The sequence below is a fragment of the Pseudomonas sp. M5A4_2d genome (assembly GCF_053345295.1).
In genome coordinates this window covers 135333-159243 of sequence record NZ_JBKEZW010000010.1, presented here as the reverse complement: position 1 = coordinate 159243, position 23911 = coordinate 135333, and the positions used below count along the sequence as shown (strand labels likewise).

General features: G+C 60.2%; 24 protein-coding genes. 7 read left to right on the top strand and 17 right to left on the bottom strand.

Going from position 1 to position 23911, the window contains the following annotated elements; genetic code table 11:
• Window positions 1-125: 125 nt before the first annotated feature.
• Window positions 126-740, bottom strand: a complete 615-nt coding sequence (locus ACLBW8_RS22815) for a LysE family translocator (RefSeq protein ID WP_447806418.1) — start codon at window positions 738-740, stop codon at window positions 126-128.
• Window positions 741-885: 145 nt separating this feature from the next.
• Between ACLBW8_RS22815 and ACLBW8_RS22810 the strand changes: the two genes are divergently transcribed.
• On the top strand, window positions 886-1971 hold the full coding sequence (locus tag ACLBW8_RS22810; protein ID WP_432751896.1) for a DUF1615 domain-containing protein: 1086 nt from the start codon (window positions 886-888) through the stop codon (window positions 1969-1971).
• Here the strand turns inward: ACLBW8_RS22810 and ACLBW8_RS22805 are convergent, their stop codons facing one another.
• Window positions 1972-2757 (bottom strand): DUF4349 domain-containing protein, encoded by a 786-nt coding sequence (locus ACLBW8_RS22805; RefSeq protein ID WP_064451772.1) that lies wholly within the window; start codon window positions 2755-2757, stop codon window positions 1972-1974. It abuts the gene before it with no gap.
• A 156-nt stretch (window positions 2758-2913) separates the two neighbouring features.
• On the opposite strand from ACLBW8_RS22805, the gene ACLBW8_RS22800 reads away from it, so the two are divergent.
• Window positions 2914-3330: a PaaI family thioesterase gene (locus ACLBW8_RS22800; protein WP_447806417.1), complete on the top strand. Its 417-nt coding sequence runs from the start codon at window positions 2914-2916 to the stop codon at window positions 3328-3330.
• A gap of 92 nt (window positions 3331-3422) precedes the next feature.
• On the opposite strand, the gene ACLBW8_RS22795 is transcribed toward ACLBW8_RS22800, so the two are convergent.
• The 3 genes from ACLBW8_RS22795 to ACLBW8_RS22785 are packed head-to-tail and all read right to left on the bottom strand — an operon-like array spanning window position 3423 to window position 6005.
• On the bottom strand, window positions 3423-4604 hold the full coding sequence (locus tag ACLBW8_RS22795; RefSeq protein WP_447806366.1) for an acetyl-CoA C-acetyltransferase: 1182 nt from the start codon (window positions 4602-4604) through the stop codon (window positions 3423-3425).
• Between the two features lie 11 nt (window positions 4605-4615).
• Window positions 4616-5275, bottom strand: coding sequence for a CoA transferase subunit B (locus ACLBW8_RS22790; protein WP_032886654.1), 660 nt, complete (start codon window positions 5273-5275; stop codon window positions 4616-4618).
• A gap of 31 nt (window positions 5276-5306) precedes the next feature.
• The gene (locus ACLBW8_RS22785; RefSeq protein WP_048729618.1) at window positions 5307-6005 is read right to left on the bottom strand and encodes a CoA transferase subunit A; all 699 of its coding nucleotides are present in this window, start codon (window positions 6003-6005) and stop codon (window positions 5307-5309) included.
• Window positions 6006-6138: 133 nt separating this feature from the next.
• Between ACLBW8_RS22785 and ACLBW8_RS22780 the strand changes: the two genes are divergently transcribed.
• Window positions 6139-7044: a LysR family transcriptional regulator gene (locus ACLBW8_RS22780; protein WP_064451774.1), complete on the top strand. Its 906-nt coding sequence runs from the start codon at window positions 6139-6141 to the stop codon at window positions 7042-7044.
• 72 nt (window positions 7045-7116) lie between these two features.
• Here ACLBW8_RS22780 and ACLBW8_RS22775 read toward each other — a convergent pair whose 3' ends face one another.
• The 6 genes from ACLBW8_RS22775 to ACLBW8_RS22750 form a co-directional block, all read right to left on the bottom strand.
• Window positions 7117-7446 carry a hypothetical protein gene (locus tag ACLBW8_RS22775; RefSeq protein WP_447806365.1) on the bottom strand — a complete coding sequence of 110 codons (330 nt, stop codon included), beginning with the start codon at window positions 7444-7446 and terminating at the stop codon, window positions 7117-7119.
• A gap of 603 nt (window positions 7447-8049) precedes the next feature.
• Window positions 8050-8898: an NAD-dependent protein deacetylase gene (locus ACLBW8_RS22770; protein WP_447806364.1), complete on the bottom strand. Its 849-nt coding sequence runs from the start codon at window positions 8896-8898 to the stop codon at window positions 8050-8052.
• Window positions 8899-8906: 8 nt separating this feature from the next.
• A complete protein-coding gene (locus ACLBW8_RS22765) occupies window positions 8907-9347 on the bottom strand; it encodes a CBS domain-containing protein (protein ID WP_064451776.1) in 441 nt (146 codons plus the stop codon).
• A gap of 131 nt (window positions 9348-9478) precedes the next feature.
• Window positions 9479-11431 (bottom strand): DNA topoisomerase III, encoded by a 1953-nt coding sequence (locus tag ACLBW8_RS22760; RefSeq protein WP_447806416.1) that lies wholly within the window; start codon window positions 11429-11431, stop codon window positions 9479-9481.
• Window positions 11432-11654: 223 nt separating this feature from the next.
• Complete coding sequence (locus tag ACLBW8_RS22755) at window positions 11655-13277, bottom strand: MFS transporter (protein ID WP_064451777.1); 1623 nt, start codon at window positions 13275-13277, stop codon at window positions 11655-11657.
• 65 nt (window positions 13278-13342) lie between these two features.
• Window positions 13343-14989 carry a GMC family oxidoreductase gene (locus tag ACLBW8_RS22750; RefSeq protein WP_447806363.1) on the bottom strand — a complete coding sequence of 549 codons (1647 nt, stop codon included), beginning with the start codon at window positions 14987-14989 and terminating at the stop codon, window positions 13343-13345.
• A gap of 129 nt (window positions 14990-15118) precedes the next feature.
• On the opposite strand from ACLBW8_RS22750, the gene ACLBW8_RS22745 reads away from it, so the two are divergent.
• Entirely contained in the window at window positions 15119-16012 is an 894-nt protein-coding gene (locus tag ACLBW8_RS22745; RefSeq protein WP_447806362.1) for a LysR family transcriptional regulator, read from the top strand.
• 132 nt (window positions 16013-16144) lie between these two features.
• On the opposite strand, the gene ACLBW8_RS22740 is transcribed toward ACLBW8_RS22745, so the two are convergent.
• The 4 genes from ACLBW8_RS22740 to ACLBW8_RS22725 all read right to left on the bottom strand — a co-directional run bounded on the left by ACLBW8_RS22740 (window position 16145) and on the right by ACLBW8_RS22725 (window position 21183).
• Window positions 16145-18004 carry a DUF3857 domain-containing transglutaminase family protein gene (locus ACLBW8_RS22740; protein WP_447806361.1) on the bottom strand — a complete coding sequence of 620 codons (1860 nt, stop codon included), beginning with the start codon at window positions 18002-18004 and terminating at the stop codon, window positions 16145-16147.
• A gap of 146 nt (window positions 18005-18150) precedes the next feature.
• Window positions 18151-19251: a DNA alkylation repair protein gene (locus ACLBW8_RS22735; protein ID WP_447806360.1), complete on the bottom strand. Its 1101-nt coding sequence runs from the start codon at window positions 19249-19251 to the stop codon at window positions 18151-18153.
• 16 nt (window positions 19252-19267) lie between these two features.
• Window positions 19268-20614 (bottom strand): glutamine synthetase family protein, encoded by a 1347-nt coding sequence (locus ACLBW8_RS22730; RefSeq protein WP_064451782.1) that lies wholly within the window; start codon window positions 20612-20614, stop codon window positions 19268-19270.
• Window positions 20615-20625: 11 nt separating this feature from the next.
• Window positions 20626-21183 (bottom strand): helix-turn-helix domain-containing protein, encoded by a 558-nt coding sequence (locus ACLBW8_RS22725; protein WP_262667516.1) that lies wholly within the window; start codon window positions 21181-21183, stop codon window positions 20626-20628.
• Between ACLBW8_RS22725 and ACLBW8_RS22720 the strand changes: the two genes are divergently transcribed.
• The 3 genes from ACLBW8_RS22720 to ACLBW8_RS22710 all read left to right on the top strand — a co-directional run bounded on the left by ACLBW8_RS22720 (window position 21182) and on the right by ACLBW8_RS22710 (window position 23263).
• Window positions 21182-21598 carry a nuclear transport factor 2 family protein gene (locus tag ACLBW8_RS22720; RefSeq protein WP_237140898.1) on the top strand — a complete coding sequence of 139 codons (417 nt, stop codon included), beginning with the start codon at window positions 21182-21184 and terminating at the stop codon, window positions 21596-21598. The two genes, ACLBW8_RS22725 and ACLBW8_RS22720, sit on opposite strands and share 2 nt — an antisense overlap.
• 86 nt (window positions 21599-21684) lie before the next feature.
• A complete protein-coding gene (locus tag ACLBW8_RS22715) occupies window positions 21685-21993 on the top strand; it encodes an RcnB family protein (RefSeq protein WP_262667517.1) in 309 nt (102 codons plus the stop codon).
• A gap of 76 nt (window positions 21994-22069) precedes the next feature.
• Window positions 22070-23263 (top strand): MFS transporter, encoded by a 1194-nt coding sequence (locus ACLBW8_RS22710; RefSeq protein ID WP_447806359.1) that lies wholly within the window; start codon window positions 22070-22072, stop codon window positions 23261-23263.
• A 7-nt stretch (window positions 23264-23270) separates the two neighbouring features.
• On the opposite strand, the gene ACLBW8_RS22705 is transcribed toward ACLBW8_RS22710, so the two are convergent.
• Both ACLBW8_RS22705 and ACLBW8_RS22700 read right to left on the bottom strand, forming a co-directional pair.
• Window positions 23271-23546 carry a DUF1652 domain-containing protein gene (locus tag ACLBW8_RS22705; RefSeq protein WP_221294399.1) on the bottom strand — a complete coding sequence of 92 codons (276 nt, stop codon included), beginning with the start codon at window positions 23544-23546 and terminating at the stop codon, window positions 23271-23273.
• A gap of 14 nt (window positions 23547-23560) precedes the next feature.
• On the bottom strand, window positions 23561-23812 hold the full coding sequence (locus ACLBW8_RS22700) for a CsbD family protein (RefSeq protein WP_064451786.1): 252 nt from the start codon (window positions 23810-23812) through the stop codon (window positions 23561-23563).
• Window positions 23813-23911 lie beyond the last annotated feature (99 nt).

The following is a 23911-nucleotide window of genomic DNA, read 5'->3' as shown; positions in this document are numbered from 1 at the left end:
ACTGTGTGATCAGGCGAAGGACTTTGCAGAGGTTTTCAGGAGAGGTATGTAGAGCTTATCCGGAGGCTGGGTAGGATGTTTCAGTAGTCCTTGTCAGTGATCCATTAACACGATTCGACACGTTTTCAGCGCTGCGCAAACGCCAGGTTTAACCCAAGCCCTGCAAAGGCCGCGGCAAAACTGCGACGCAGCCAGTTCTGCACACGTGGCGATTCGACCACCGCACGACGAAACACATTGGCCAACAGGCCATACAGCACAAACACTGCAAGCGTCATCGCCATGAACACGCCGCTCAGTACCAGCATCTGCACGGCTGGCGCCGTGCCGCCTGGCGTTACGAATTGAGGCAGGAAGGCCAGGAAGAAAATCGTCAGCTTGGGGTTGAGGATGTTCAGCAAAAAGCCACGCAGCATCAGGCTGCGCGCGGTCGCAACCGTCGGCGTGTCGCTCATTGCAAAGGCCGAGCGGTCACGCCAGGTGGCATAGGCCAAGTACAGCAGGTAGGCCGCGCCGGCGAATTTCAATGCTTCGAAGGCCAAGGCGCTGGTGTGGAGCAGGGCGGACAGGCCCAGTATCGACGCCAGCAAGTGAGGAATGATCCCGGCGGTGCAGCCCAGCGCGGCAAACAAGCTGGCGCGTTTGCCGGAGGTCAGGCCGGTAGAGACGGTAAAAATCACGCCAGTGCCGGGGATCAGTACGACGATCAGGCAGGTGACGAAGAAATTCAGATTGAGCATGGCATCCAACTCCGTGTACGAATGGCTGATGACGGATCCTGTCATGTTCGGTGATAACTGGCGAGTGCAGCAGGTCGGCGAACCCCGGTTAGACTTACCTGTCGATATCCGCATTGCCCGGCCCGTCGTTACTCAAGGAAGCCCCATGTATTCAAGCCGTCTGATCCTGTGCCTCACTACGTTGCTGGTGCTGGCCGGCTGCTCCACCCCACGTGGCCCGCAGCAGCCTGAACGCAGCGAGGCCGAGGTAAAGGCGCAGATCGTGCGCCTGTTGCCGACCTCGGTTCCCGACCGCAGTGGCTGGGCCCAGGACATTTACACCGCCTTCGACACCCAGAAAGTCTACCCCAGCACCGAGAATATCTGCGCTGTGCTGGCGGTGACCGAGCAAGAGTCCACCTACCAGGTCGACCCACCCGTGCCAAACATGGGCAAGATCGCCCAGGATGAAATTCTGCGGCGTGCCGGCAAGGTCCATGTCCCGGCCTTCGTGGTGCGGACCACGCTGCAATTGCGCTCGCCCAGCGGTAAGACTTACGCCGATCGCCTCAACGCGGCACGCACAGAGAAGGACCTGAGCGGCATCTTTGATGATTTCATCAGCATGGTGCCCTTGGGCAATTCATTGTTTGGCGGTTTCAACCCGGTGCATACCGCCGGCCCCATGCAGGTCAGCATCGACTTTGCGCAACAGCACGCCCGTGATTATCCCTACACCGTGGATGGCACGATTCGGCGCGAAGTCTTCACTCGTCGTGGCGGGATGTACTTTGGTATCACCCATCTGCTCGGTTACCCGGTGAACTACGACCAGCCGTTGTACCGCTTTGCCGATTTCAACGCGGGCTGGTACGCCAGTCGTAACGCTGCGTTCCAGGCTGCCGTCAGTCGTGCCAGCGGCACCGAGCTGGCGTTGGACGGGGATTTGATTCGCTACGGGTCGCTGCTGCCGGGCACCACTGAGCTGGCGGTGCGCTCACTGGGTTCGAAGTTGGACATGCGCAACCCCAGCATCCGCAGCCAGCTGGAGCAGGGCGAGCAATTGGACTTTGAGCAGACCACCCTCTACCAGCGTGTGTTTGCTCTAGCTGATAAGGCTGCAGGCAAGCCGATGCCACGGGCGATCCTGCCGGGCATCGTGCTCAAGAGCCCGAAGATCACCCGCAACCTGACCACGGCGTGGTTTGCCAAGCGGGTGGATGAGCGCTATCAGCGCTGTATGAAGCGCTGATCATGGGCGGCGTTTAACGAACCGGCGCCACAGCCAGACCCACAACCACACCACCGGGAACGCCAGGATCACAAACGGCAGCACATAACTGGCGCGCTCCAGGGCGTCTGCCGTGCCGTTCACCAAGTTGTCACCCAGGTTGCTGAACATCCGGCTGAAGCGTGAGGGTTGATTCTCACCGTCGGAAGAACGGAAATTCAGGGTCACACGGTTGGTATCAAGGCGACGTTGCTGGCCCGCGGCGACCTGTGCCAGTTCCTGCAATTCGTTTTCGATAGCAGCCTGTTCCTTGCTCAGGGCGATCAGGTCGCTGACGGTGATGTCCTTGCGCTTGGCCAGTTCGTCGAGGCGTTGCTGTTGGGCTTGCAGGCGATCCTGGCGACGGCGCACATCGGCCACCGCGTCGGCCAGGTCTTCGGCGCTAGTGATGCGCTGGCCGAGTTTTCCGCCTTCAGCGGCCAGTGCGACCATCGGCTCCACGCCGGTAGGTGCGATGCGCAGGATGATCGTGCCGCCATTGTCATCTTCGGTGATACCCAGAATATTGCAGGCGCCGAAACGTGCCGATTCACACGCCTCACGGGTAGCGTGCATGCGGGGTGCAAGCAGGGCGCCGGGCAGCGCCAGCATCAGCTCATGTTCATAGGCCAACTGCGCCCCGGCCCGGCCCTGTTCGCCATTGATCACCGTGGCACGGGAGTGGTCCTTGGGCGAGCAACCGGCCAGGGCCAGGCCGGCCAGCACGATCAAAAGCAGCGGTTTTGTTGTGCCGTCCAGATGGCGCATTGCAGTTCCTTGGGGTGTGCAGGGGAAATGATCGCGATTAAAGCGGGTCTGGCGTATTTACGCAAAGCATCGCACAGGATTTGCGTGGCTGATGGTGATGGCAGCCTCGCAGAGCCAGGCGTACACCTCAAACCTTATGCCAAGGAAGAACTCGCCATGATCGCTCACGCCGTGCCCCAAGGGTTCGTCTCGCTACCGCGCAGCAGCCCGTTGCTCGACTTGTTAGGCCCGGCCTATTGCCGGGGTGAAGGTTTGCAACTGGAAATCGGCCTGCGCGCCGACAACCGCCACGCCAATGGGCGCGGCACGGTGCACGGTGGGGTGTTGGCGACTCTGGCGGATATCGGCATGGGGTATGCGATGGCGTTTTCCAGCGAGCCACCGTTGCCGTTAATTACCGCAAGCATGACCTTGGACTACCTGGGCGCGATGCAGGTGGGTGAGTGGATGGTGGTGCGGTTGGAACATCATAAACGTGGTCGGCAGATGGCGTTTGCCACGGCGAGCTTGCAGGTGGGGGAGAAGGTCGTGGCGCGGGCGAGTGCGGTGTTTGCGGTGCCTCGTACCGACTGACACTGAAATCATTACCGTGTTTTTTCAGGAATGCTGCCCAAAGAAAAGGCCCGGTTTTCGTGGAACCGGGCCTTTTCCATGTTGCTCTTGAATCAGCTGCGTTCGAGGGCGAGGGCTACGCCTTGACCGCCACCGATGCACAGCGTCGCGAGGCCTTTCTTGGCATCGCGCTTGATCATTTCATGCAGCAGGGTCACCAGCACGCGGCAGCCTGAGGCGCCGATCGGGTGGCCGATGGCGATAGCGCCACCGTTGACGTTGACCTTGTCCGCATCCCACTCCAGCTCTTTGCCCACCGCCAGGGATTGCGCGGCGAAGGCTTCGTTAGCTTCGATCAGGTCCAGGTCGCCCAGGCTCCAGCCGGCTTTGTCCAGGCAGCGGCGTGTGGCCGAGACCGGGCCGATGCCCATGATGGCGGGATCAACACCGGCGTTGGCGTAGCTGGCAATACGCGCCAGAACGGGCAGGCCGAGCGCCTTGGCTTTATCAGCGCTCATCAGCAGTACCGCCGCCGCGCCGTCATTGAGGCTGGAGGCGTTGCCGGCGGTGACGCTGCCGTCCTTTTTGAACGCGGGCTTGAGCTTGGCCAGGGATTCGGCGGTGGTGCCGGCGCGCGGCTGTTCATCGACCGCGAAGGTCACCGGGTCGCCTTTGCGCTGGGGGATCAGGATGGGCGTGATCTCATCGACAAACCGGCCAGCTTCGATCGCCGCAGTGGCTTTCTGCTGGGAGGCAGCGGCGAAGGCGTCCTGGGCTTCACGGCTGATGCCGTATTTGTCCACCAGGTTCTCGGCGGTGATGCCCATGTGGTAGTCGTTGAACGCATCCCACAAGCCGTCAGTGATCATACTGTCGATCATCTTGGCGTGGCCCATGCGCAAGCCGGTGCGCGCAGCGGGCAACACGTACGGCGCCAGGCTCATGTTTTCCATACCGCCGGCGATGATCACGTCAGCGTCGCCGCAACGAATCGCCTGGGCGCCCAGGTGCAGCGCCTTGAGGCCAGAACCGCACACCTTGTTCAGGGTCAAGGCCGGCACGGCATGGGGCAGGCCGGCAAGGATCGACGCCTGGCGCGCAGGGTTCTGGCCACTGCCGGCCGTGAGCACCTGGCCGAGGATGACTTCATCTACTTGAGCGGGGTCCAGGCCGGTCTGCTCCAGCAGGCGACGGATCACGGCCGCGCCCAGTTCCGGCGCCGGGATACTGGCCAGCGAACCTTGAAAGCTGCCCACGGCGGTGCGGGTGGCAGCAACAATCACGACGTCTTGCATGGAATCTGTCCTCACTGGAAGTGCATTTCTGGAACGTGGTCCGGGACGATCAGTTTACCGGCGGTCTTGCTCACAATCTCTTCAACGCTGACGCCAGGTGCGCGTTCCTTGAGGACAAAAGCGCCATTTTCGATTTCCAGGTAGGCAAGATCGGTCAGCACACGCTTGATGCAATTGGCGCCCGTGAGCGGCAGGCTGCATTGGCTGAGCAACTTGGATTCACCGTCTTTGGAGGCGTGGGTCATGATGACGATGATGTTTTCCGCGCCGGCCACCAGGTCCATGGCGCCGCCCATGCCTTTGACCAGTTTGCCGGGGATCATCCATGAGGCGATATTGCCGTGTACGTCCACTTCAAACGCGCCGAGCACGGTGAGGTCGACGTGGCCGCCGCGAATCATCGCGAAGGACTCGGCGGAGGAGAAAATCGACGCGCCAATGCGCGCAGTCACCGTCTGTTTGCCGGCGTTGATCATGTCGGCATCGATGGTTTCTTCAGTCGGAAACGGACCCATGCCCAGCAGGCCGTTTTCCGATTGCAGCATGACTTCCATGCCTTCGGGGATGTAGTTGGCCACGAGGGTTGGAATGCCGATGCCGAGGTTGACGTAGAAACCATCCTGCATTTCGCGGGCGACGCGTTGAGCCATTTGTTCGCGGGTAAGAGCCATTTTTTGTCTCCTTATTATTTGGGCTGGAGGATTATTTGCGGACAGTGCGCTGTTCGATGCGCTTCTCGAAGGTGCCGCAGATGATCCGGTCGACGTAGATGCCAGGGGTGTGGATCTGCGCCGGGTCCAGCTCGCCCGGTTCGACGATTTCTTCAACTTCGACCACGGTGATCTTGCCGGCGGTGGCGGCCAGCGGGTTGAAGTTCTGGGCGGTATGACGATAGATGACGTTGCCGAAGTGGTCGGCTTTCCAGCCTTTGACAATCGCGAAGTCGCCGGTGATGGACTCTTCCATCAGGTACGGGCGACCGTTGAATTCACGGGTTTCCTTGCCTTCGGCAACCGGGGTGCCGACGCCGGTGGCGGTGAAGAAAGCCGGGATGCCGGCACCGCCTGCGCGCATTTTTTCCGCGAGGGTGCCTTGTGGGGTGAGCACTACTTCGATTTCGCCGCTGAGCAGTTGCTTCTCGAACAGGGCGTTTTCACCGACGTAGGAGGCGATCACTTTGCGGATCTGCTTTTCTTCCAGCAGCACGCCCAGGCCGAAACCGTCGACGCCACAATTATTGGAAACCACGGTCAGGTCGCGGGTGCCTTTGCGTTTGATCTCGGCGATGAGGTTTTCCGGAATGCCGCACAGGCCAAAACCACCGGAAAGTACCGTCATGCCGTCTTCCAGGCCTGCCAGTGCTTCTTCATAGGACGCCACGCGTTTATCGAAACCTGCCATATGCACCTCTTTTATTGTTTGTGGGCCAGCCAATGAGCCGAGTGTTGCGCTGACGGATTGATTTGTTAAGTTGTTTTTTAAGGTTGATTGATTTAGAAAACAGCATAGTCCACCCGTCGTTCGGAGCAACCTCATGACCGTTAAACAGATGCGTGCCTTTCTCGCCGTGGCCCAGAGCCTGAGTTTCGCCGCTGCCTGCGAGCGCCTGCACCTTTCCCAATCGGCGCTGAGCCTGACGATCAAAGGGCTGGAGGAGGGCTTGGGTGGCCGCCTGTTCAGCCGTAATACCCGCAACGTCGCGCTCACGCCTGAAGGTGAATCGTTGTTACCCCTGGCTCGGCGCTTGATTGCGGATTGGGACAACGCCGAGGATGAGCTGCGCCAGCGCTTCACCCTGCAGCGTGGCCGGGTCACAGTGGCTGCCATGCCATCGTTTGCGGGCAACCTGCTGCCGCCGATTCTGAAGATATTCCGCGCACGTTACCCTCAGGTGAACGTGACGGTGCATGACCTGATCAACGAGCAGGTACTGGAGATGGTCCGCGACCGTCAGGTGGAATTGGGCGTGGCGTTCGAACCGTCGGAAGGTTCGTCATTGGCGTTCACACCGTTGTACCTGGACCGGTTCATAGCCGTGGTGCCGGGTGACTCGCCCTTGGCACAGTGTGCCGAAATCGACTGGAAAACCTTATTGGAGCAACCGTTCATTACCTTGCAACGGCCTTCCACGGTGCGGGTGATGCTGGAGGAACACTTGGGCGCCTTGCAGATGAAATTGCCGGTAGCGCTGGAGAGCCATCAACTGGCAACGGTGGGCAAGATGGTTGCTAGCGGCCTGGGCGTCAGCGCCGTACCGGCATTGTGCGCACGACAGATGGAGGAAGCGGGTGCCCATTGCATTACGTTGAGCGATCCGGTGATCGAGCGGCCCATTGGTGTACTGACCAAACCCGGGCATGAATTGTCGGCGGCGGCGCAGGTGTTGTTTGATATTTTTCGCGATGAAGCGGCGAAGGGCAGGTTTCCCGCACGGGTATAAAATTTTTGAAAATCAGGTATTAAAAAGCCCGCTCGAATAAACGAGCGGGCTTAAAATCAAGTGGCACTGTTATCAGCAGTATTTATCAATCACTTTAACCTGCGATTGGCCTTTGAGGTGCTGCCATTCGGTATTAAGTGTATGGAAAACTTGCTCGATAAAGTTGCGATCGGCAGCCGCTTTCTTGCCAACATAACCCTGGCCGCGGCGGTACATCTTCAGGCGCGCCGCCAGTTCATGGTGATTGCGGTCGAACTCGGCTTCTTCAGTATGGGGCGCCAGGCAGTCAATATTGACTTCGCCCGATTTACCTATCCACAGGATATGGTCGTCGAGTTTGTCTTTCTGCGCTGCGAACATCTCAGCCAATTCATCAATAGTAGGTTGGTTGTTCAGATTCATGTGTAAGCCCCTTGACCAGTTGGCGATCTATCAGTTGATTCGTTAATACTGCTTAGTTGTCTCCGGTTCCGAAAACCGGGCGTCAGTGACGGTCTGCCGAATACGGGCAGGGTCTTGAACCTGATGTATGTAGTCTTGCTGATGAACTGCTACGCAATGGTTTCATAACGAAGACAAGCAGCGTTTGAGCCCCTTGTACCGATTCTTTCGAGCCGGTCAGCTTCATCAATCTGCCTTGTGGGCAGTGCACATCCGGAAAAAACAGCTCGGCGGTCAGACGAGCTTGTTCAAAACGCTTGTTACCAACGCTCCCGATCCGGGAGACGTCTCGATAATGCAAGGACAAAAAGGTTACGTCAACGGTTATGTAGTGATTTTTTTAGGGCACTACATAAATCGCAGCAGGGACGGGAGAATGCGGGAAAACGTGACTCGGGCGTCATTTTTTGTGCGGTTGGTCGAAGGGCACGATAGTCGAACCACCACACGAACCCTGTGGGAGCGGGCTTGCTCGCGAATGCGGTGGGTCAGCTAAACATTTGTTAACTGACAATTCGCTTTCGCGAGCAAGCCTGCTCCCACATTTTTTGATCTGCAGTGTTCCTACTGTCCCAATCGTTCGACCAGCAAGGGCAACAACCGCTCGCACGAGGCCTCGATCTTTATCTGCAACAGCTCATCCCCACGGGTCTTGCCCAGGTTGATGGCAATCACTGGCTTGCCTTGTTCCACCATTGCTTTGCACAGGCGGAACGCCGAGTAGGCCATCAGCGATGAGCCCACTACCAGCAAGCCCTCGGCGTGTGCCACAGCGGCCATTGCCTTGGCCGCCGTTGCCTGGGCGACGTTCTCGCCAAAAAATACCACATCCGGTTTCAGCCGTTGGCCGTTGCAGTAAGGGCAGTGGGGGACCTGGAAGCGTTCTTCAAAGGCAGGATCGAGCAGCGTATCGCCATCGGGCGCCTGCACGGCATCAACACCGGCCAGGTACGGGTTCTGATCTTCCATGACCCGCTGGATCACATCGCGCTCGCTGCGCTGTTGGCAATCCAGGCACAGCACCCAATGCAGGCTGCCATGCAGTTCGATCACCTCATGGCTGCCCGCCTGGTCATGCAAGGCATCGACGTTTTGCGTGATCAGCCCGCTGATGCGCTCACGTTGCTGCAATGTCGCCAGCGCCCAATGAGCCTTGTTCGGCTGTGCGATGCGTACCCGTGGCCAACCCAGCATCGCTCGCGCCCAGTAGCGGCGCCGCGCTTGAGGGGTGGCCAGGAATTCCTGGTACATCATTGGCGCCTTGCCTCGACGCACGCCCTCGCTGTCGCGATAGTCAGGGATACCCGACGACGTACTGATCCCCGCGCCGGTCAACACCAAAAAGCGCCGTTCAGCCATGGCCCGGTGCAGGGTATCGAGGTGGTCCTGTTGATATTCCAGCGTGTCGAGCATGGGGTCTCCTATTCGCCGCGGATGTACTGCTCCAGTTGCTTGATCAGGTCAGCCTGTTCGGCAATGGCTTCCTTGACCAGGTCACCGATGGAGAGCAGGCCCAGCAGTTTGCCGTCTTCGACCACCGGCAAATGGCGCAGGTGACTGTCGGTCATGATGTTCATGCACTCCTCGACACTTTTATGGGTATCGACGGTTATCACCGGTGAACTCATCACCTCATCAACCCTTGTGGTGACCGACGATAAGCCTTTGAGGATGAGTTTACGTGCGTAATCACGTTCGCTGATGATCCCTACAACCGTGCCTTCTTTGACGACCGGCAAGGCCCCGACGTTCTTCTCGGACATCCGCACCAGTGCCTCAAACACGGTGTGGTCCCATTGGATTGTGTGGACGTCGTGATTCTTCTGGTCCTTGGCTTTGAGCACTTGTGCAACGGTTTTCATGGCGGCCACTCCGGTGTTGTTGTTAGGAAGTCAGCGGGTCACCTACAGAATCCTAGACGGCCCACGGCGGAGCAAGGTCCAAAGCGGCGTTAAACCCGTCGAAAAACGTCATTCGCCGGATTTTTTCGACGTTATCCAGCATTTGTCGGCTTTTTTGCGCGCTTGGTGGGGGTGGCTGTCGTTTTGCGCGGTGTGCTCTTGCGTTTCTTTTTCCACGGCGTAGCGCCTCGGCCCGCAGGGCTGGCCGGGCCGCTGATGGTCATGCGCATGCCATTGCAGCGCGCCACTTGTTTACTCATCCAGGCGGCCTGCTTGGCGACGAACTCTTCCAGGCTCATTTCACCGCTTTGCACCATGTCCAGTGCCTGCTCCCAGATCGCGGTGGTGCCGGGGTCGGCGATCGCCCGTGGCACCGCGTCGATCAGGCTGAACGCCGCCGCAGTGGCTGAAAGCGCCTTGCCGTTTTTGACCAGGTAACCACGGTCCAGCAGGCCCTGGATGATCCCGGCGCGCGTGGCTTCGGTGCCGATGCCGGTGGTGTCCTTGAGTTTTTGCTTGAGCAGCGGATCTTCCACCAGTTTGGCGACGTTTTTCATCGCTTTGATCAAGTCGCCTTCGGTGAATGGCTTGGGCGGTTGGGTCCAGAGGTCCTTGAGGTTGACCTTGGCCACCGCATAATCCTGGCCCTGCACCAGCGTCGGCAACGCTTGTGGCGCGGCGGCCTCTCGGCCTTTGGCGGGCGCCAGCGCTTCGGGCAGCGCGCGTTTCCAGCCCGGCTCGATGATGACCTTGCCGACTGCACGCAACGCCTGGCCGGCGCAGTCGAAATCCGCCTGGGTACGATCGTATTCATGGTTGGGCAGGAACTGCGCCAGATAACGCGCACGAATGAGGGTACAGACCGCACGATGTTTGCCGGTGAGCTGCCCGACATCCTTGCCTGCGCCGGTAGGAATGATGCCGTGGTGCGCGCTGACCTTGGCGTCGTTCCAGGCCCGCGAACGGCGTTGCGGGTCGATATGCGGCATCAGCTCGTTCACCGCCGCATCCGCACGGCCCAACGCTGCGAGGATCTTTGGCGCGTCGCCGTGCTGGCTTAACGGCAAGTAGCCGCAGTCACTGCGCGGGTAGGTGATGACCTTGTGGGTTTCGTAAAGGGATTGCGCGACATCCAGGGTTTCCTGGGCGCCGAGGCCGAGCTTCTTGGAGCAGATTTCCTGCAATGTGCCGAGGTCGAAGGGCAGGGGGGCTACCTCGCGCATGCGTTCGGTGCGCAGTTTCATCAGGCGCGCAGTCCCGGCATTGGTCATCGCATCGGCCGCTTCCCGAGCCAGCTGGGGGTTCAGGCAGCGGCCCTGATCATCACAGGCGTCCTCGCTGGCGCGCCATTGCGCGGTGAAGGTCATGCGTTCATGGCGCAAGTCGACATCGATGGCCCAGTAAGCCACCGGCACAAAGTCTGCGATGCTGCGGTCGCGGTCCACCACCAGGCGCAACGTCGGGGTTTGCACCCGGCCCACCGGCAACACGCCTTGATAACCGGATTGGCGCCCGAGCAAGGTAAACAAACGGCTCATGTTCATGCCGATCAGCCAGTCGGCGCGCGAGCGGCCGAGGGCCGAGTGATACAGGCTGAAGGTCTCGGCGCCCGGCTTGAGCGCGGCCAGGGCCTTGCGAATGGAGGCGTCATCCAGCGCCGACAGCCACAACCGCTGGATGGGCCCGCGGTAACGGCAATGCTCCACCAGTTCACGGGCGATCATCTCGCCCTCACGGTCGGCGTCGGTGGCGATCACCAGTTCCTGCGCTTCCCCCAACAAACGCTTGACCGCCTTGAACTGGCTGGCGGTCTTGGGCTTGACCAGCATCTTCCATTTTTCCGGGACGATCGGCAGGTCGGCCAGCACCCAGCGCTTGTATTTGGCGTCGTAGGCATCGGGCGGGGCGGTTTCCAGCAGGTGGCCGATGCACCAGGTCACTGTGACGCCATTGCCCAGCCAGCAGCCATCGCCACGGCGACTGGCGCCGAGTACGGCCGCGATATCCTTGGCCTGGGAGGGTTTTTCACAGAGGTACAGCCGCATGGTCATCACATCACATCGGGTTGATGCCTTGCAGGATGCTTAGTCAGAAGGATTTGAGCAATCATTATCTGTATGGATGTACAGCAATTTGTGTGAGCGCCGCGAAACCAAAATGTGGGAGTGGGCTTGCCCGCGATAGCGATGTGTCAGTCATTACAACAGTGACTGAACCACCGCCATCGCGGGCAAGCTCGCTCCCACAGGGGCTTCAGCGTTTTTTAGATCAGTTGTTATCGATGTCCACATTCCGCGTTTCTTTGAGGCAGAACAAACCCACGATCAAACTCACCCCGGTCACGACCACCGGGTACCACAAGCCATAGAAGATATCGCCGGTGTACACCACCAAGGCAAACGATACGGTCGGCAGGAACCCGCCAAACCAGCCGTTACCGATGTGGTAGGGCAGCGACATCGACGTGTAGCGGATACGCGTCGGGAACAGCTCTACCATCAACGCCGCCAGCGGGCCGTAGCACATGGCGGCGATCAGGATCAGCGCCACGATCAGCACCACCACCATCACCTTGTTGACCTGGGCCATGTCCGCCGAAGTCGGGTAACCGGCCAGGGTCACCGCACCGCGCAGGGCGGCTTCGTCGAAGCCATCGATGCGCACGTCACCGACGCTCACCTGTACCGGGCTGCCCGCCGGGGCTACCGCGCTGCTATACGGCAGGCCCTGCTTGACCAGGAAGGTCTTGACCTTGTCGCACGGGCTGTCAAAACGCGCCTTGCCCACCGGGTCGAACTGGAAGGTGCACGTGGCCGGGTCGGCCAGCACGGTAATCGGGGCCTGGTGGCTGGCCTGGTCCATCGCCGGGTTGGTGTAGTGCGCCAGCCCCTTGAAGATCGGGAAATACAGCACGGTGGCCAGCAGCAAGCCGAGCATCAGCACCGGCTTACGGCCGACCTTGTCCGACAGCCAGCCAAACAGGATAAAGAACGGCGCGCCGATCACCACACTGATGATCAACAGCATGTTGGCCAGCGCCGGGTCCATCTTCAAAAACTGCGTGAGGAAGAACAGCACGTAGAACTGCGCCGCGTAGAAGGTCACCGCTTGCCCGCCGTTGATGCTGAACAGCGCGATCAGCACCACCTTGAGGTTTTCCCACTTGCCGAAGGACTCGCGGATCGGCGACTTGCTGGCCTTGCCTTCCTCCTTCATTTTCAGGAACGCGGGTGACTCATGCAGGCTCATGCGAATCCAGGTGGAAATGCCCAGCAGCACGATGGAAAACAGGAACGGAATACGCCAGCCCCACACTTCGAACTGGTCGCCGGTGAAGTAACGGCAGGCCAGCACCACCAGCAGCGACAGCAGCAGGCCGAGGGTGGCGGTGGATTGAATCCAGCTGGTGTGCAAGCCGCGTTTACCGGCGGGCGCATGTTCGGCCACATAGGTGGCTGCGCCGCCGTACTCACCGCCCAACGCCAGGCCTTGCAACATGCGCAGCGCGATCAGGATGACCGGCGCCGCAATACCGATGCTGGCGTAGGTGGGCAACAGCCCGACACAGAATGTCGCCACGCCCATCAAAATAATGGTGACGAGGAAGGTGTACTTGCGCCCGATCATGTCGCCCAGGCGGCCGAACACCAGCGCGCCAAACGGCCGCACGACAAAACCGGCGGCAAAGGCCATCAGGGCAAAGATAAACGCCGTGGTGTCGTTGACCCCGGCAAAGAACTGCTTGCTGATCACCGCCGCCAGGGCGCCGTACAGGAAAAAGTCATACCACTCGAACACCGTCCCCAGGGACGAGGCGAAAATGACTTTCCTTGATTCGCTGCCGGTGCTCGCGCGGACCGCGGAGCCCAGGGGTTGAGCGTGTTCTGACATCGGGTATCCCTCACAGTGATTATTTATTGTTGTTCCACTGTCGGCGCCGGGTGTGGCGCCGCTATTCAGATTGCATGAACCGTTTCTTTCTGCGGGGCGAGGCTCCTTGTGTTCGGCGAAAGGATCAACTGCGCGGCTTTCTCCGCAATCATCAGTGTAGGTGAGCAGGTGTTGCCGGATGTGATGCGGGGCATGACCGAGGCATCGGCAATGCGCAGGCCGGGCACCCCATGCACGCGCAGTTGGGCGTCGACCACGGCGTCGGTGTCGCTGCCCATGCGGCAGGTGCCCACCGGGTGGAAAATAGTCGTGCCGATACGCGCGGCGGCTTCGTGCAGTTGTTCTTCGGTTTGCAACGACTCGCCAGGCAGGTATTCCACCGGTTTGAACGCGCTCAAAGCCGGTGCGGCGACAATGCGGCGCGTCAGGCGGATCGCGTCGGCGGCTACCCGCAGGTCTTGCGGATGGCTGAGGTAGTTGGGCCGGATCAATGGCGCATCCGCCGGGTTTGCCGAGCGGATATCGATACGGCCACGGCTCTGCGGGCGCAGGTCGCAGACCGATGCGGTGAATGCCGGGAATGCATGCAACGGCTCGCCAAAGCGCTCCAGGGACAGCGGTTGTACATGGTATTGAAGGTTGGCCGAGGTCTGTTCCGGGCCGGAGCGAGCAAAGGCGCCGAGCTGGCTGGGCGCCATCGACAGTGGACCGCTGCGGTCATACAGATAGCGCAGGCCCATGCCCATTTTGCCCCACACGGTGCCTGCGATCTGGTTCAGGGTTCGCGCGTTTTCCAGCTTATAGATCAGCCGCAATTGCAGGTGGTCCTGCAGGTTACCGCCGACGCCGGGCAGTTCATGCAGCACGTCGATGCCCAGCGGCTTGAGCACATTCGACGGGCCGATCCCCGAGCGCTGCAGGATGCCCGGTGAACCGACGGCGCCGGCGCACAGCACGATTTCCTTGCGCGCCTTCCAACTCACCGGCTGGCCGTGCTGACGCCCGACTACCGCCGATGCGCGGCCGTTTTCCAGCGCCACACGGTCCACTTCCACTTCGGTCAGCACCGTCAGGTTAGGCCGCTGGCGGATCGGCTTGAGAAATGCCTTGGCCGCATTCCAGCGTACCCCGGCTTTCTGGTTGACCTGGAAGTAGCCGCAGCCTTCGTTATCGCCCTGGTTGAAGTCGCTGATCGGCGCAATGCCACTTTGTGCCGCCGCATCGCGAAAGGCATCCAGGATCGGCCAGTGCAGGCGCTGTTGCTCAACGCGCCACTCCCCGCCGTCGCTGTGAAACTCCGAGCTACCGGCAAAATGGTTTTCGCTCTGTTTGAACAGCGGCAGTACATCTTTCCAGGCCCAACCGGCGTTGCCTTGCGCTGCCCAACCGTCGTAATCCCGGGCCTGGCCGCGCATATAAATCATACCGTTGATGGACGAGCAGCCACCCAGCACCTTGCCTCGTGGGTAACTCAGTGCACGGCCTTGCAGGCCTTCCTGGGCTTCGGTCTTGAAGCACCAGTCGGTGCGAGGGTTACCGATACAAAACAGGTAGCCGACGGGGATATGGATCCAGGGGTAATTGTCGCGGCCACCGGCTTCAAGCAGCAGCACGCGGTGGGCGGGGTTGGCGGACAGTCGATTGGCCAGCAGGCAACCTGCGGGGCCGGCGCCTACTACCACGTAATCGTATTCAGCAGCTGCAATGGGCATCTGAGGTCTCGCTTGTTTTTCTTATTGGCTCCATCCTAGTTGTTAGTTTTCGTCTTAAAAATGTTAGTTTTTACCCAGCTGCTGTGCGTTTTTAAACAGCGCGGCTCAGGCTCTCGCAACGGAGACGACATGTTCGACTGGAATGACTTGCGGTTTTTTCTTGAGTTGCAACGCAGTGGCCGTTTGCTCACCGCCGCGCAACGCCTGAAAACCACCCACGCCACCGTGGCCCGTCACATCGAGGCGATCGAGAAAAGCCTCGGCACCGCGTTGTTTGTCCAGCACGCGCAGGGCTACGAGCTGACGCCCTCCGGCGAAGCCCTGCTCAAACACGCCGAAGCCATGGAAAACGTTGCGCTGCTGGCCGAAGACGAACTCACCCATCGCGCCGCGCCCTTGGGCAAGATTCGTCTGGGTGTGGCCGAAGGGTTAGGCGTGATGTTCCTCGCCAGTCGCATGGGCGGGCTGTTTGAGCGTTATCCGGGGCTGGAAGTGGAACTGGTGGCCGTGCCGCGCTTCGTCAGCATCCTCAACCGCGAAGCGGAAATCAGCATCCACCTCGAACGACCCAGCGTCGATCAACTGGTCACGCGCAAACTCACCGACTACCGCCTCGCGCTTTACGCCAGCCGTGGCTACCTGGACCGTAACCCGCCGATCGAGAAACGCGAAGACCTCGCGGCCCACGCCTGGATCGATTACGTGGACGACCTGCTGTTCAGCCAGGAACTTAAACTCCTCAGCAGCTTTTGCCGAAACCCCAAGGTGGTGTTCCACAGCACCAGCGTGATCGCCCAGCATCAGGCTGCGCGTTCGGGATTGGGGATTGCCGTGTTGCCATGCTTCATGGCTGCCGGCGATCCGGACCTAGTGCCGTTGCTGCCGGGGGAGGGCATTCAGCGAAGCTACTGGATCAGCTCGCGCCGTGAGCTGCACAAGTCAGTGCGGCTGCGCGTGTTGTGGGATTACGTGGTGGAATTGTGCGCGCGTGAGCAAGGTTTGCTGCTCGGCGAATCCCGTTGAAGAAACCGGATGAACCTGTGGGCGGAGCTTGCTCGCGAAAGCGGCGTGTCAGTCAGTAAATGTATTAACTGAGCCACCGCGCTCGCGAGCAAGCCAGCTCCCACAGGTTGATTGTGTGGTGTCAGGCAGGGGTTAGAGCTTTACCACCTGATGCACCTGTTCGGCACAGGCCCGCGCATCTTCAATCATCTTGCCAAACGCATCACTGGTGATTTGAGCGTGGGTCAACCAACGCGTCTTCTGGCTCAGGCGATAGTGGTAACGCAACCCGTCATCCGTGCGTTGCCCTTCCAGATCCAAGTCATACCACGGCGAGCGTACCTGGCAGCCGGGGATCGCTTTTTCCATTTTCCCGCCCGTCAGCACGAAGCTGTAGTCGTGGGTCTCCGGGTTGCCCATGTAGAGATCTGCCTGTTGGCCGTGGCGGCGATAGTTGATAAAGCCGTCCCAGAGACCTTTGAGTGACTCATCGGTATAGACATAGTCATTCGCCAGTTTTTCCAGGGCGCGATGGTCGTTCAAGGTTGCGCTGACGGTGTAGCCGTCGTGTACCACAAACGCGGTGGGTGGGCGGGTGATGTGGCAGTCGCTGATCTCGTTGCCGAAGCGCGCGCAGAACGCCTGGTCGGTGGCGGTGGTGCCTTGTTGGCGGTCGGACACGCTCATTTGCATCAGCGGCAGGCGGCTGAAGACGATGGTGGCTTGAGTCGCGCCGTTGCCTTGCTTGTCGTAGTGCACCTGCTTGTTCAGACGCATGCTCGTTTCGGGACGCTCCAGCGGGATATGTTCTTCGCGCACCTGGCTTTGGGCGTCGTTGACCAACACCCAGCGGTCCTGGATGTCGGGCAGCGTCTGGCCTGGGGCGAACACCGGGTTGGTCGGGTCGAGCCACCAGACCTGGCCATCCACTTCGGCGCGAACGATGGCGTGGTTCGGCGCGTTGGTGCCGGGAATCAGCAAGGAATCCACCACTTCGCCACGGCTTACCCACGCCGTCTCGGCCTTGATGCCGCTGGCCTTGAGCATGGCGGTCAGCAAGATCGCCAGGTCTTTGCAATCGCCATAACCATGCTGCTCGATTTCAGCCAGATTGAACGGCACATAGCCGCGCTCTGTAGCGCGCCAGTCGCCCAGGTAGCGGTAGTGATCATTGATGTGCTGCATCAGGGCGGCGACTTGTTCAGCCGGCGGTAAACCGCGCGCGGCGGCCACGGCCGCGGCACTTTGCGCTGGCAGGGTGGCCCCGAGGATCTGGTTGTAGCGTTGGGCGAAATCACCGAAATACGCTTGGCGATCCAGGGCGCTGCCCACTTCCAGGCGCGGGGTGCGCAACAGTGCGGCGCCGGGGGATTCATTGATGTAGTTGAGGTAAATCGGGGCTTTTTGGACCACGTCCAGGGCTTTGCCGTCGGCCGACGGGGTCACGGTGAAATCGTCGAACAGTTCGCTGCGCCACTGGATCGGTCGCTCAGCGGTAAAGCGTGCCTTGACGTGGTCGCGACGGACCGCGCTCGGGCCGAACTTGAGGGCGTAGTGAAACTGGGTCATCAGCGGCTTGGCCGCGCGATGTTCGCGCACGGTGTAACGAATCTGTGTGCCGACGCGCAGGTTCGGGAAGGCCAGGGAGGTCTGTTTGTCGCGGCGAAAGCCCTGGTCCGGGTTGGGTGCGGTGCGGGTGTCGATTTGCGCGGCATCCAGCGCGATCGGCCTGGCGCCAGGCTGGGTGGATTGGGCGCTGATCACTTCAAAGGTGTCGCCTTCGGAGTAATCGAAGTCGATGCGCGAGAGTATTTCGCGGCCGTTGGGCGCAAGGATTGTGTAGTGATAGGTGGTGGTGCAGTCGGTACTGGCATCGCGGTTGAAGTGGCAATGCAACTCGGTGTCGCCGGCCAGCGGGGCTTCGGCCATGGGTTGCAGTGCGGCGTTAACGGAGTGGGTAACCAGCCCCAGACTGAGGGCAATCAAAGGGCGGTGAAACGAAAAACGGTACATGGGCGCCTCGGGTGACACATTGAAACAACTACCCTGTGGGTAGCAAGAAGGCGCAGATGATAATTGATCTCAACAGCAAAGGCCAGGATTGTTCTACAATTTATTGGTCTGAAAGGCCCGTTCTAGAGCCTTTTGTGTAAGAAATGTCAGGTTTTAATCAGCTCGAATTCGGCGCTGGCGAGCTTCTCGCCGTTGATCAGCACGTGTACCCAGTGTTTGCCTGGGTAGTGCTTGCGTGTGGTCAGCTCACGCATATGTTGTTCGCGGCGAATGCTGTGGTGCTCGCCCGCATCCAGGGTAAGCACCTTGAGCTTGAACACTTTGGCTGCGCTATGCCCCGCGCTTTTTACATAGTCGATGGCGTAGTCCACCACCAGTTTTTGTGCGGTGGCGGCAGTGGACTCCAGGCTGAAAGAGAGGCTGATGCGCTCGCCCAGGTTGATCACCGCCGGGGTGACCGTCAGGTGGTGAACCTTCACCTCGGCCTTGGCACCGGCGCCCATTATTGTCAGCGCACGGGTGTTGCCTTGCTTGATCAGGCTGCGCAGCGCGTGGCGGGCGATCCACGCGGTGTGCGGGTTATCCAGGTGCCAGCCTTCGATCAGGCTGAGCACCCAATCCGGGTCATCCTTGGTGATGTCATTGAGGTGGTTGGCCACGGATTTGCGCACATACAGGCTGCTGTCAGCCTTGAGGTTATCGAGGATCGATGCGCACAACTCGGGGTTGGCCTGCACTTCGGCAAGGCGAAAGGACCAGGGCAGGCGCGGGCGCGAGCCTTCGCTGGCCAGGCGCCGTACATGTTCGTTGGCGTCCAGCGACCATGCCTGCATCGCGGCCAGCGTGCGCTTGAAGTCGTGCAGCAAAAAGTGGCGGATGGCGAATTCGGCCGAGCCAAACGTGGTGAAATATTTGAGCGCGGCCATGGAGCGTTTGAAGTCACCTTGGCCGTAACTGGCCACATAGTGCGGCAGGAACAGGCTGACAAACCCACTGTTCAGGCGCGGGGCGAGGGCGTAAAGCAGCTTGAGGGTTTGCGCATAATCCAGTGGGATGACGGCGTGGAGGCTTTCGCTGACCCGCGCCATGCGCTGCATCACCGACAACTCGGCAAGCCCTGCCTTGGCGTGCTTGAGGAACCCCTTGGCGTCGAATGCCGGGTACACCGCCGACATCTCGCTGGCGATGTGTTGCAGGCGTTCGACGTTGAAGATTTCCTTGAGGGCTGGGGCGCTTTGCTCGGTCATCGGGGGTTCCAGGGCGTTAGAGAAACCAGCGGTATTCCCGCGCGTTGATCTCTTGTTGAAAGGCCAGGTGATCCTGGCGTTTGTTCTCGCAATACACGTCGACAAATTCGGCGCCCAGCTTATCGCGCACGACCGGTTGATGTTGCATGGCGCGCACGGCATCGAGCATTTCCAGGGGGAAGTCGGCGCCGCTGTTACGGTCTTCGTTCAAGGGGGCGATGGGTTCTTGCCTGGCTTCAAGGCCATGCTCCAACCCAGCGAGGATCGCCGCCAATACCAGATACGGGTTGGCATCGGCACTGGCCAGGCGGTGTTCGATACGCAGGTTGCGCGGGTCGGACTCGGGGATGCGCACGCACGCGTCGCGGTCCTCAAAGCCCCAGCTGGCGCGGGTCGCCGCATTGACGGTGCCACCCAGGCGGCGGAAGGCGTTGTGGTTGGGCGAGAAAATCGGCATGCAGTGCGGCAGCAGTTCCAGGCAGCCGGCCACGGCGTGACGCAGCGGTTGCTGCTGGTGCGCCGCCAGCACATTGTTGCCCGCGCCGTCGTATAGGCTCACATGCACATGCATGCCGCTGCCCGGGTATTGCAGATAAGGCTTGGCCATGAAGCTGGCGCGGTAACCATGCTTGAGTGCCACACCTCGGGTGCTGCGGCAGAACAGGGCGGCCCAGTCGGCGGCGCGCAAGCCGTCGTCAAGGTGGCCGAAGTTGATTTCAAACTGGCCGGGGCCAAGTTCGGCGGTGATTACCGTGATGTCGATGCCCTGGTCCCTGGCGGTTTGTGCCATATCGTCGAGCACGTCGGAAAAGCGCGACAGCCGTTCGATATGCAGGTTGGGCTGGTCATCGGTGTCATCGCTCAGCGGGTCGCGGGCAAATTGCGGCAGGCCGCTGTCGAGCTTTTTATCGAACAGATAGAACTCCAACTCGAACGCCACCACCGGATGGATGCCTTTGTGGTGCAGACGCTCCAGTACCTTGGCCAAGACTTCGCGGGGTTCGAATTCGATCGGCGCTTCGGTACCGTCCGAGGTAATCAGCATTTGCCCCAGCGGCTGTGACTCCCAGCTCACCGGCTTGAGCGTGCCAGGCACCAGGCGCCGGTTGGCGTCCGGGTCGCCATCGTGGAAGCAATAGTCACCAATCTTGAACAGGCCGCCCTGAGCCCCCAGCAGCACAGCGTTTTGCGGCAACTTCAACGGGCTGCCGGCGGCGACTTTTTCCAGCATGTCCACCGGGTAGCGCTTGCCGTAGAAATGCCCGGGAATGTCCAGGGCGATCAGGTCGACGTAACGCACCTCGGGATGGTTCTGGCGGAAAGTCCGTACTTCGGCCAGCAAACTGGATGAATGGCTTTTCACGGGTGTTGCTCCTAGTTGTAAACCCACAGCACGCGGGCGGGCAGCTCAGTCAGGTTGGCGTAGCGGCAATGGGCGAAACTGGCGAGGTGGAAGCTGTCGCCTTGGCCGAGGGTGACCGAGTCGGCCTCACCGTCCACCCACAGCGTCAACTCGCCCTCCAACACAAAACCGGCCTGCTCGGCGCGGTCGCTCATGGGGTGTTCGCCACTGTTGGCGCCGGGTGCGAGCAGGCTGTCGAGCATCGAAAAGGCGCCATTCATGCTCGGCGAGACCAGGATGTCGGTAATGCCATTGGCGTAATACACCGTGCGCCGCTCGTTGGGTCGGGTGACCCAGGCCACTGCTTTGGGTTTGGGCAGGCTGTAGAAGTAGGTGGTGGGCACATCGAGGGCGTGGCTGATGGCGGTCAGGTCCGCCACGGTCGGGCGCGACAAGCCGCGTTCGACCTGAGACAGGAAACCCACCGAGCGCTCGATTTTTTGCGCGAGTTGGGCGAGGGTGAGTTTCTTGTGCTTGCGCAGGTCGTGGATCAGGACGGCCAGGGTGTCGAGTTCTTGTTGTTGGTTCATGAAATTTATTTCGATAAATTTCATGAAAAATTACAGGATTTATTTCATGGGAGCAATGGACATGGCATTGGAAGCGCTTTTATTCGAGCAGGAACAGGCGCTGCAGGGGTGCACCACCCGTTCAGACGCAGCCCGACTGTCGCAGTTGCTGGCCGATGATTTTTTTGAGTTTGGCGCCAGCGGGAATGTTTGGGGCAGCAAGGCCGAAATAATTGCCGGCTTGTTGGATGAAGTGTTTTGCGCGCGGAGCATGACGGGGTTTGCGGTGAACGTGTTGGGTGAAGGCGTAGCGCTGGTGACTTACCGCGGCTATCGGGAAGGGGTCGGGCATTCGTTGCGCAGTTCAGTCTGGCGCGAAGAGGCTGGGCAGTGGCGGATGGTGTTTCATCAGGGCACGCCGGTGGCCGTTGTATAACCCCCTTTGAAGTCGAGTTCTGGCTGAATGATTCCGCGTGCCCGCGGTCGGAACCTGGGTACGCATCATTCATTGAAGGAGCACCCATGAAGTCTAAAATCCTCGCCGCTTGCCTGCTGGTCGCCACCGGCCTGTCCACCGCCAGTTTTGTCGTGCAGGCCGGTGATACGCCCCAGGAAACCGTAAAGCCTTCAAGCATCAACGCCCGCGACCTGAAAGAGGGCGACCGCGCCCCGGATATGCTGATGCGCAAGGAATCGGCGGTCAGCGACTGGAAGAAGCGTGGCCTCAAGCAGCCTGAGGCAGACAGCCAGTGGGCTCGGGTGGGTGACAGGTTTGTGCTGCTGAAAACCACCAACGGCACCATTCTCGAGATCACTCCCGTCAAGAAATGACCGGTCTTTTTTCCTAGCGCTTGCGCTAAGGTAACCGACCACACCGGTCGCGTTACCTTCAAAGGCTGAGAGCAGGATGTTTGCCACCCTGAAAAACTACCCGCGTAGCGTTAACCTGCTGTTGTGCGCCACGTTACTGCTGACCTTGGCCAAGGCGATCACCTTTCCGTACCTGGTGATTTACCTCATTGACCACTTCGGCCTCGACATTACCCAAGTCGGTCTGGTGATCGGCAGTTCATTGATCGTCGGCTCATTGCTCGGCGTGTACGGTGGCTTTCTGGTCGACCGTATCCACAGTTACCCGCTGCTGCTCGCCTTGAGTGCGCTGTTTGTACTGGGGTTTGTCGGCACGGTCGTGGCCCACCACCTCTGGCTGTTTTACGGCTGCCTGATCCTGATCAACCTCGCGTATGCCGTCATCGATATTGCAATCAAAGCCGGCTTTGCCAGCCTGCTGCCTGAAGACGCGCGCAGTGGAGTGTTCTCTATCAAGTACACGCTCACCAACATCGGTTATGCGGTGGGGCCGTTTCTGGGCGCGATGGTGGCCAAGTGGGATATCAGCCTGCCGTTTATGTTGTCGGCGCTGCTCGGCGCGGGGTTCTTTCTGTTGTACTGGCGCTGGGGCGATCGCACCTTGACGACTGCCGATGCCGCGCAGAAACCGGTGTCGTTCCTGGCTGTTGGCCGCGTGCTGTTACGCGATCACCGATTGGTGTGCTTCACCGTCGGCGGTTTGCTCAGCGCGGTGGTGTTCGGCCAGTTCACGGCCTACTTGTCGCAGTACCTGATGACTACCAGCACTGCCGAATACACCTACAGTGTGATCAGTGCGGTGCTCACCACCAACGCCGTGCTGGTGATTGCGTTGCAGTATGTGATTGGCCGGCGTATTTCCTACCGTTACCTTAGCCAGTGGCTGATCGCTGGCCTGGGCATGTTCATGTTGGGTGTGATTGGTTTTGCACTGTCCACCAGTGTGCTGTGGTGGGTGTTGGCGATGGCGGTATTCACAGTGGGGGAGATCATCGTGGTTCCGGCCGAGTACATGTTTATCGACCGGATTGCCCCGGACCCTCTGCGGGGCATGTACTACGGTGCGCAAAACCTGACCAACCTCGGCGCCGCCCTGGGCCCGGTATTGTGCGGGCTGGTGCTGGCCAGCCTGCCGGCCCACGCCATGTTCTACATGCTGGCGGCGTTTATCGTGGGCGGTGGGGTGTTTTACTTTATTGGCGCGTCGTTGAAACCGCAGCCGCTTGAGTAGCACGCGGTTATTGCGCCGAAGGCGACAGGGGAAGGTCGTCCAGCGTCAGCCTCCCCATGGTGTTGCTCTGCAGTTCATAGCGCAGTTCTTCAACCATGTTTTCCACGGCCTGGGCCGACTGCAACTTGTTGACGCTGATACCCGTTACCACCAGGTCAACCCGGCCACTCTCGGCATCGAACACTTTCAGTGTCAGCGAAGCGTCCCGGCACAAGGTGAATTCGCAGGTTAGCGGCAGCAGGGCTTCTTCGATGCAGTTACGCAATTGGGAGAGCGTGAACATGGTGCTCAGCCTCCTCAACGGCGACGCAGCAACAGACCCACGAGCAGACCGATTCCGGCAACAACAGCCACGGTAGCCAGCGGTTTGTTTTTGGCAAAATCACTCACTGTATCCAGCGCGTCGCCATAGGTTTGCTGCAATTGGCCTGCGGCCTGGCGGGCAACACCTTCAGCTTGCAATTGCTCGTCACCGGTCAGGTCGCCGATAAAACCCTGGGCCTTGCCAGCGACCTTCTCCACGGCGCCTTTGACTTGTTCGCTTTTCATGGTGCATTCCTCAAAGAGATCAAACCTTTACGGCACGGGACTAAACGCCCTGTGCCCACTCTTCAAGGTTAAGCAGCGCATCGCGACGCAATAAGGCGA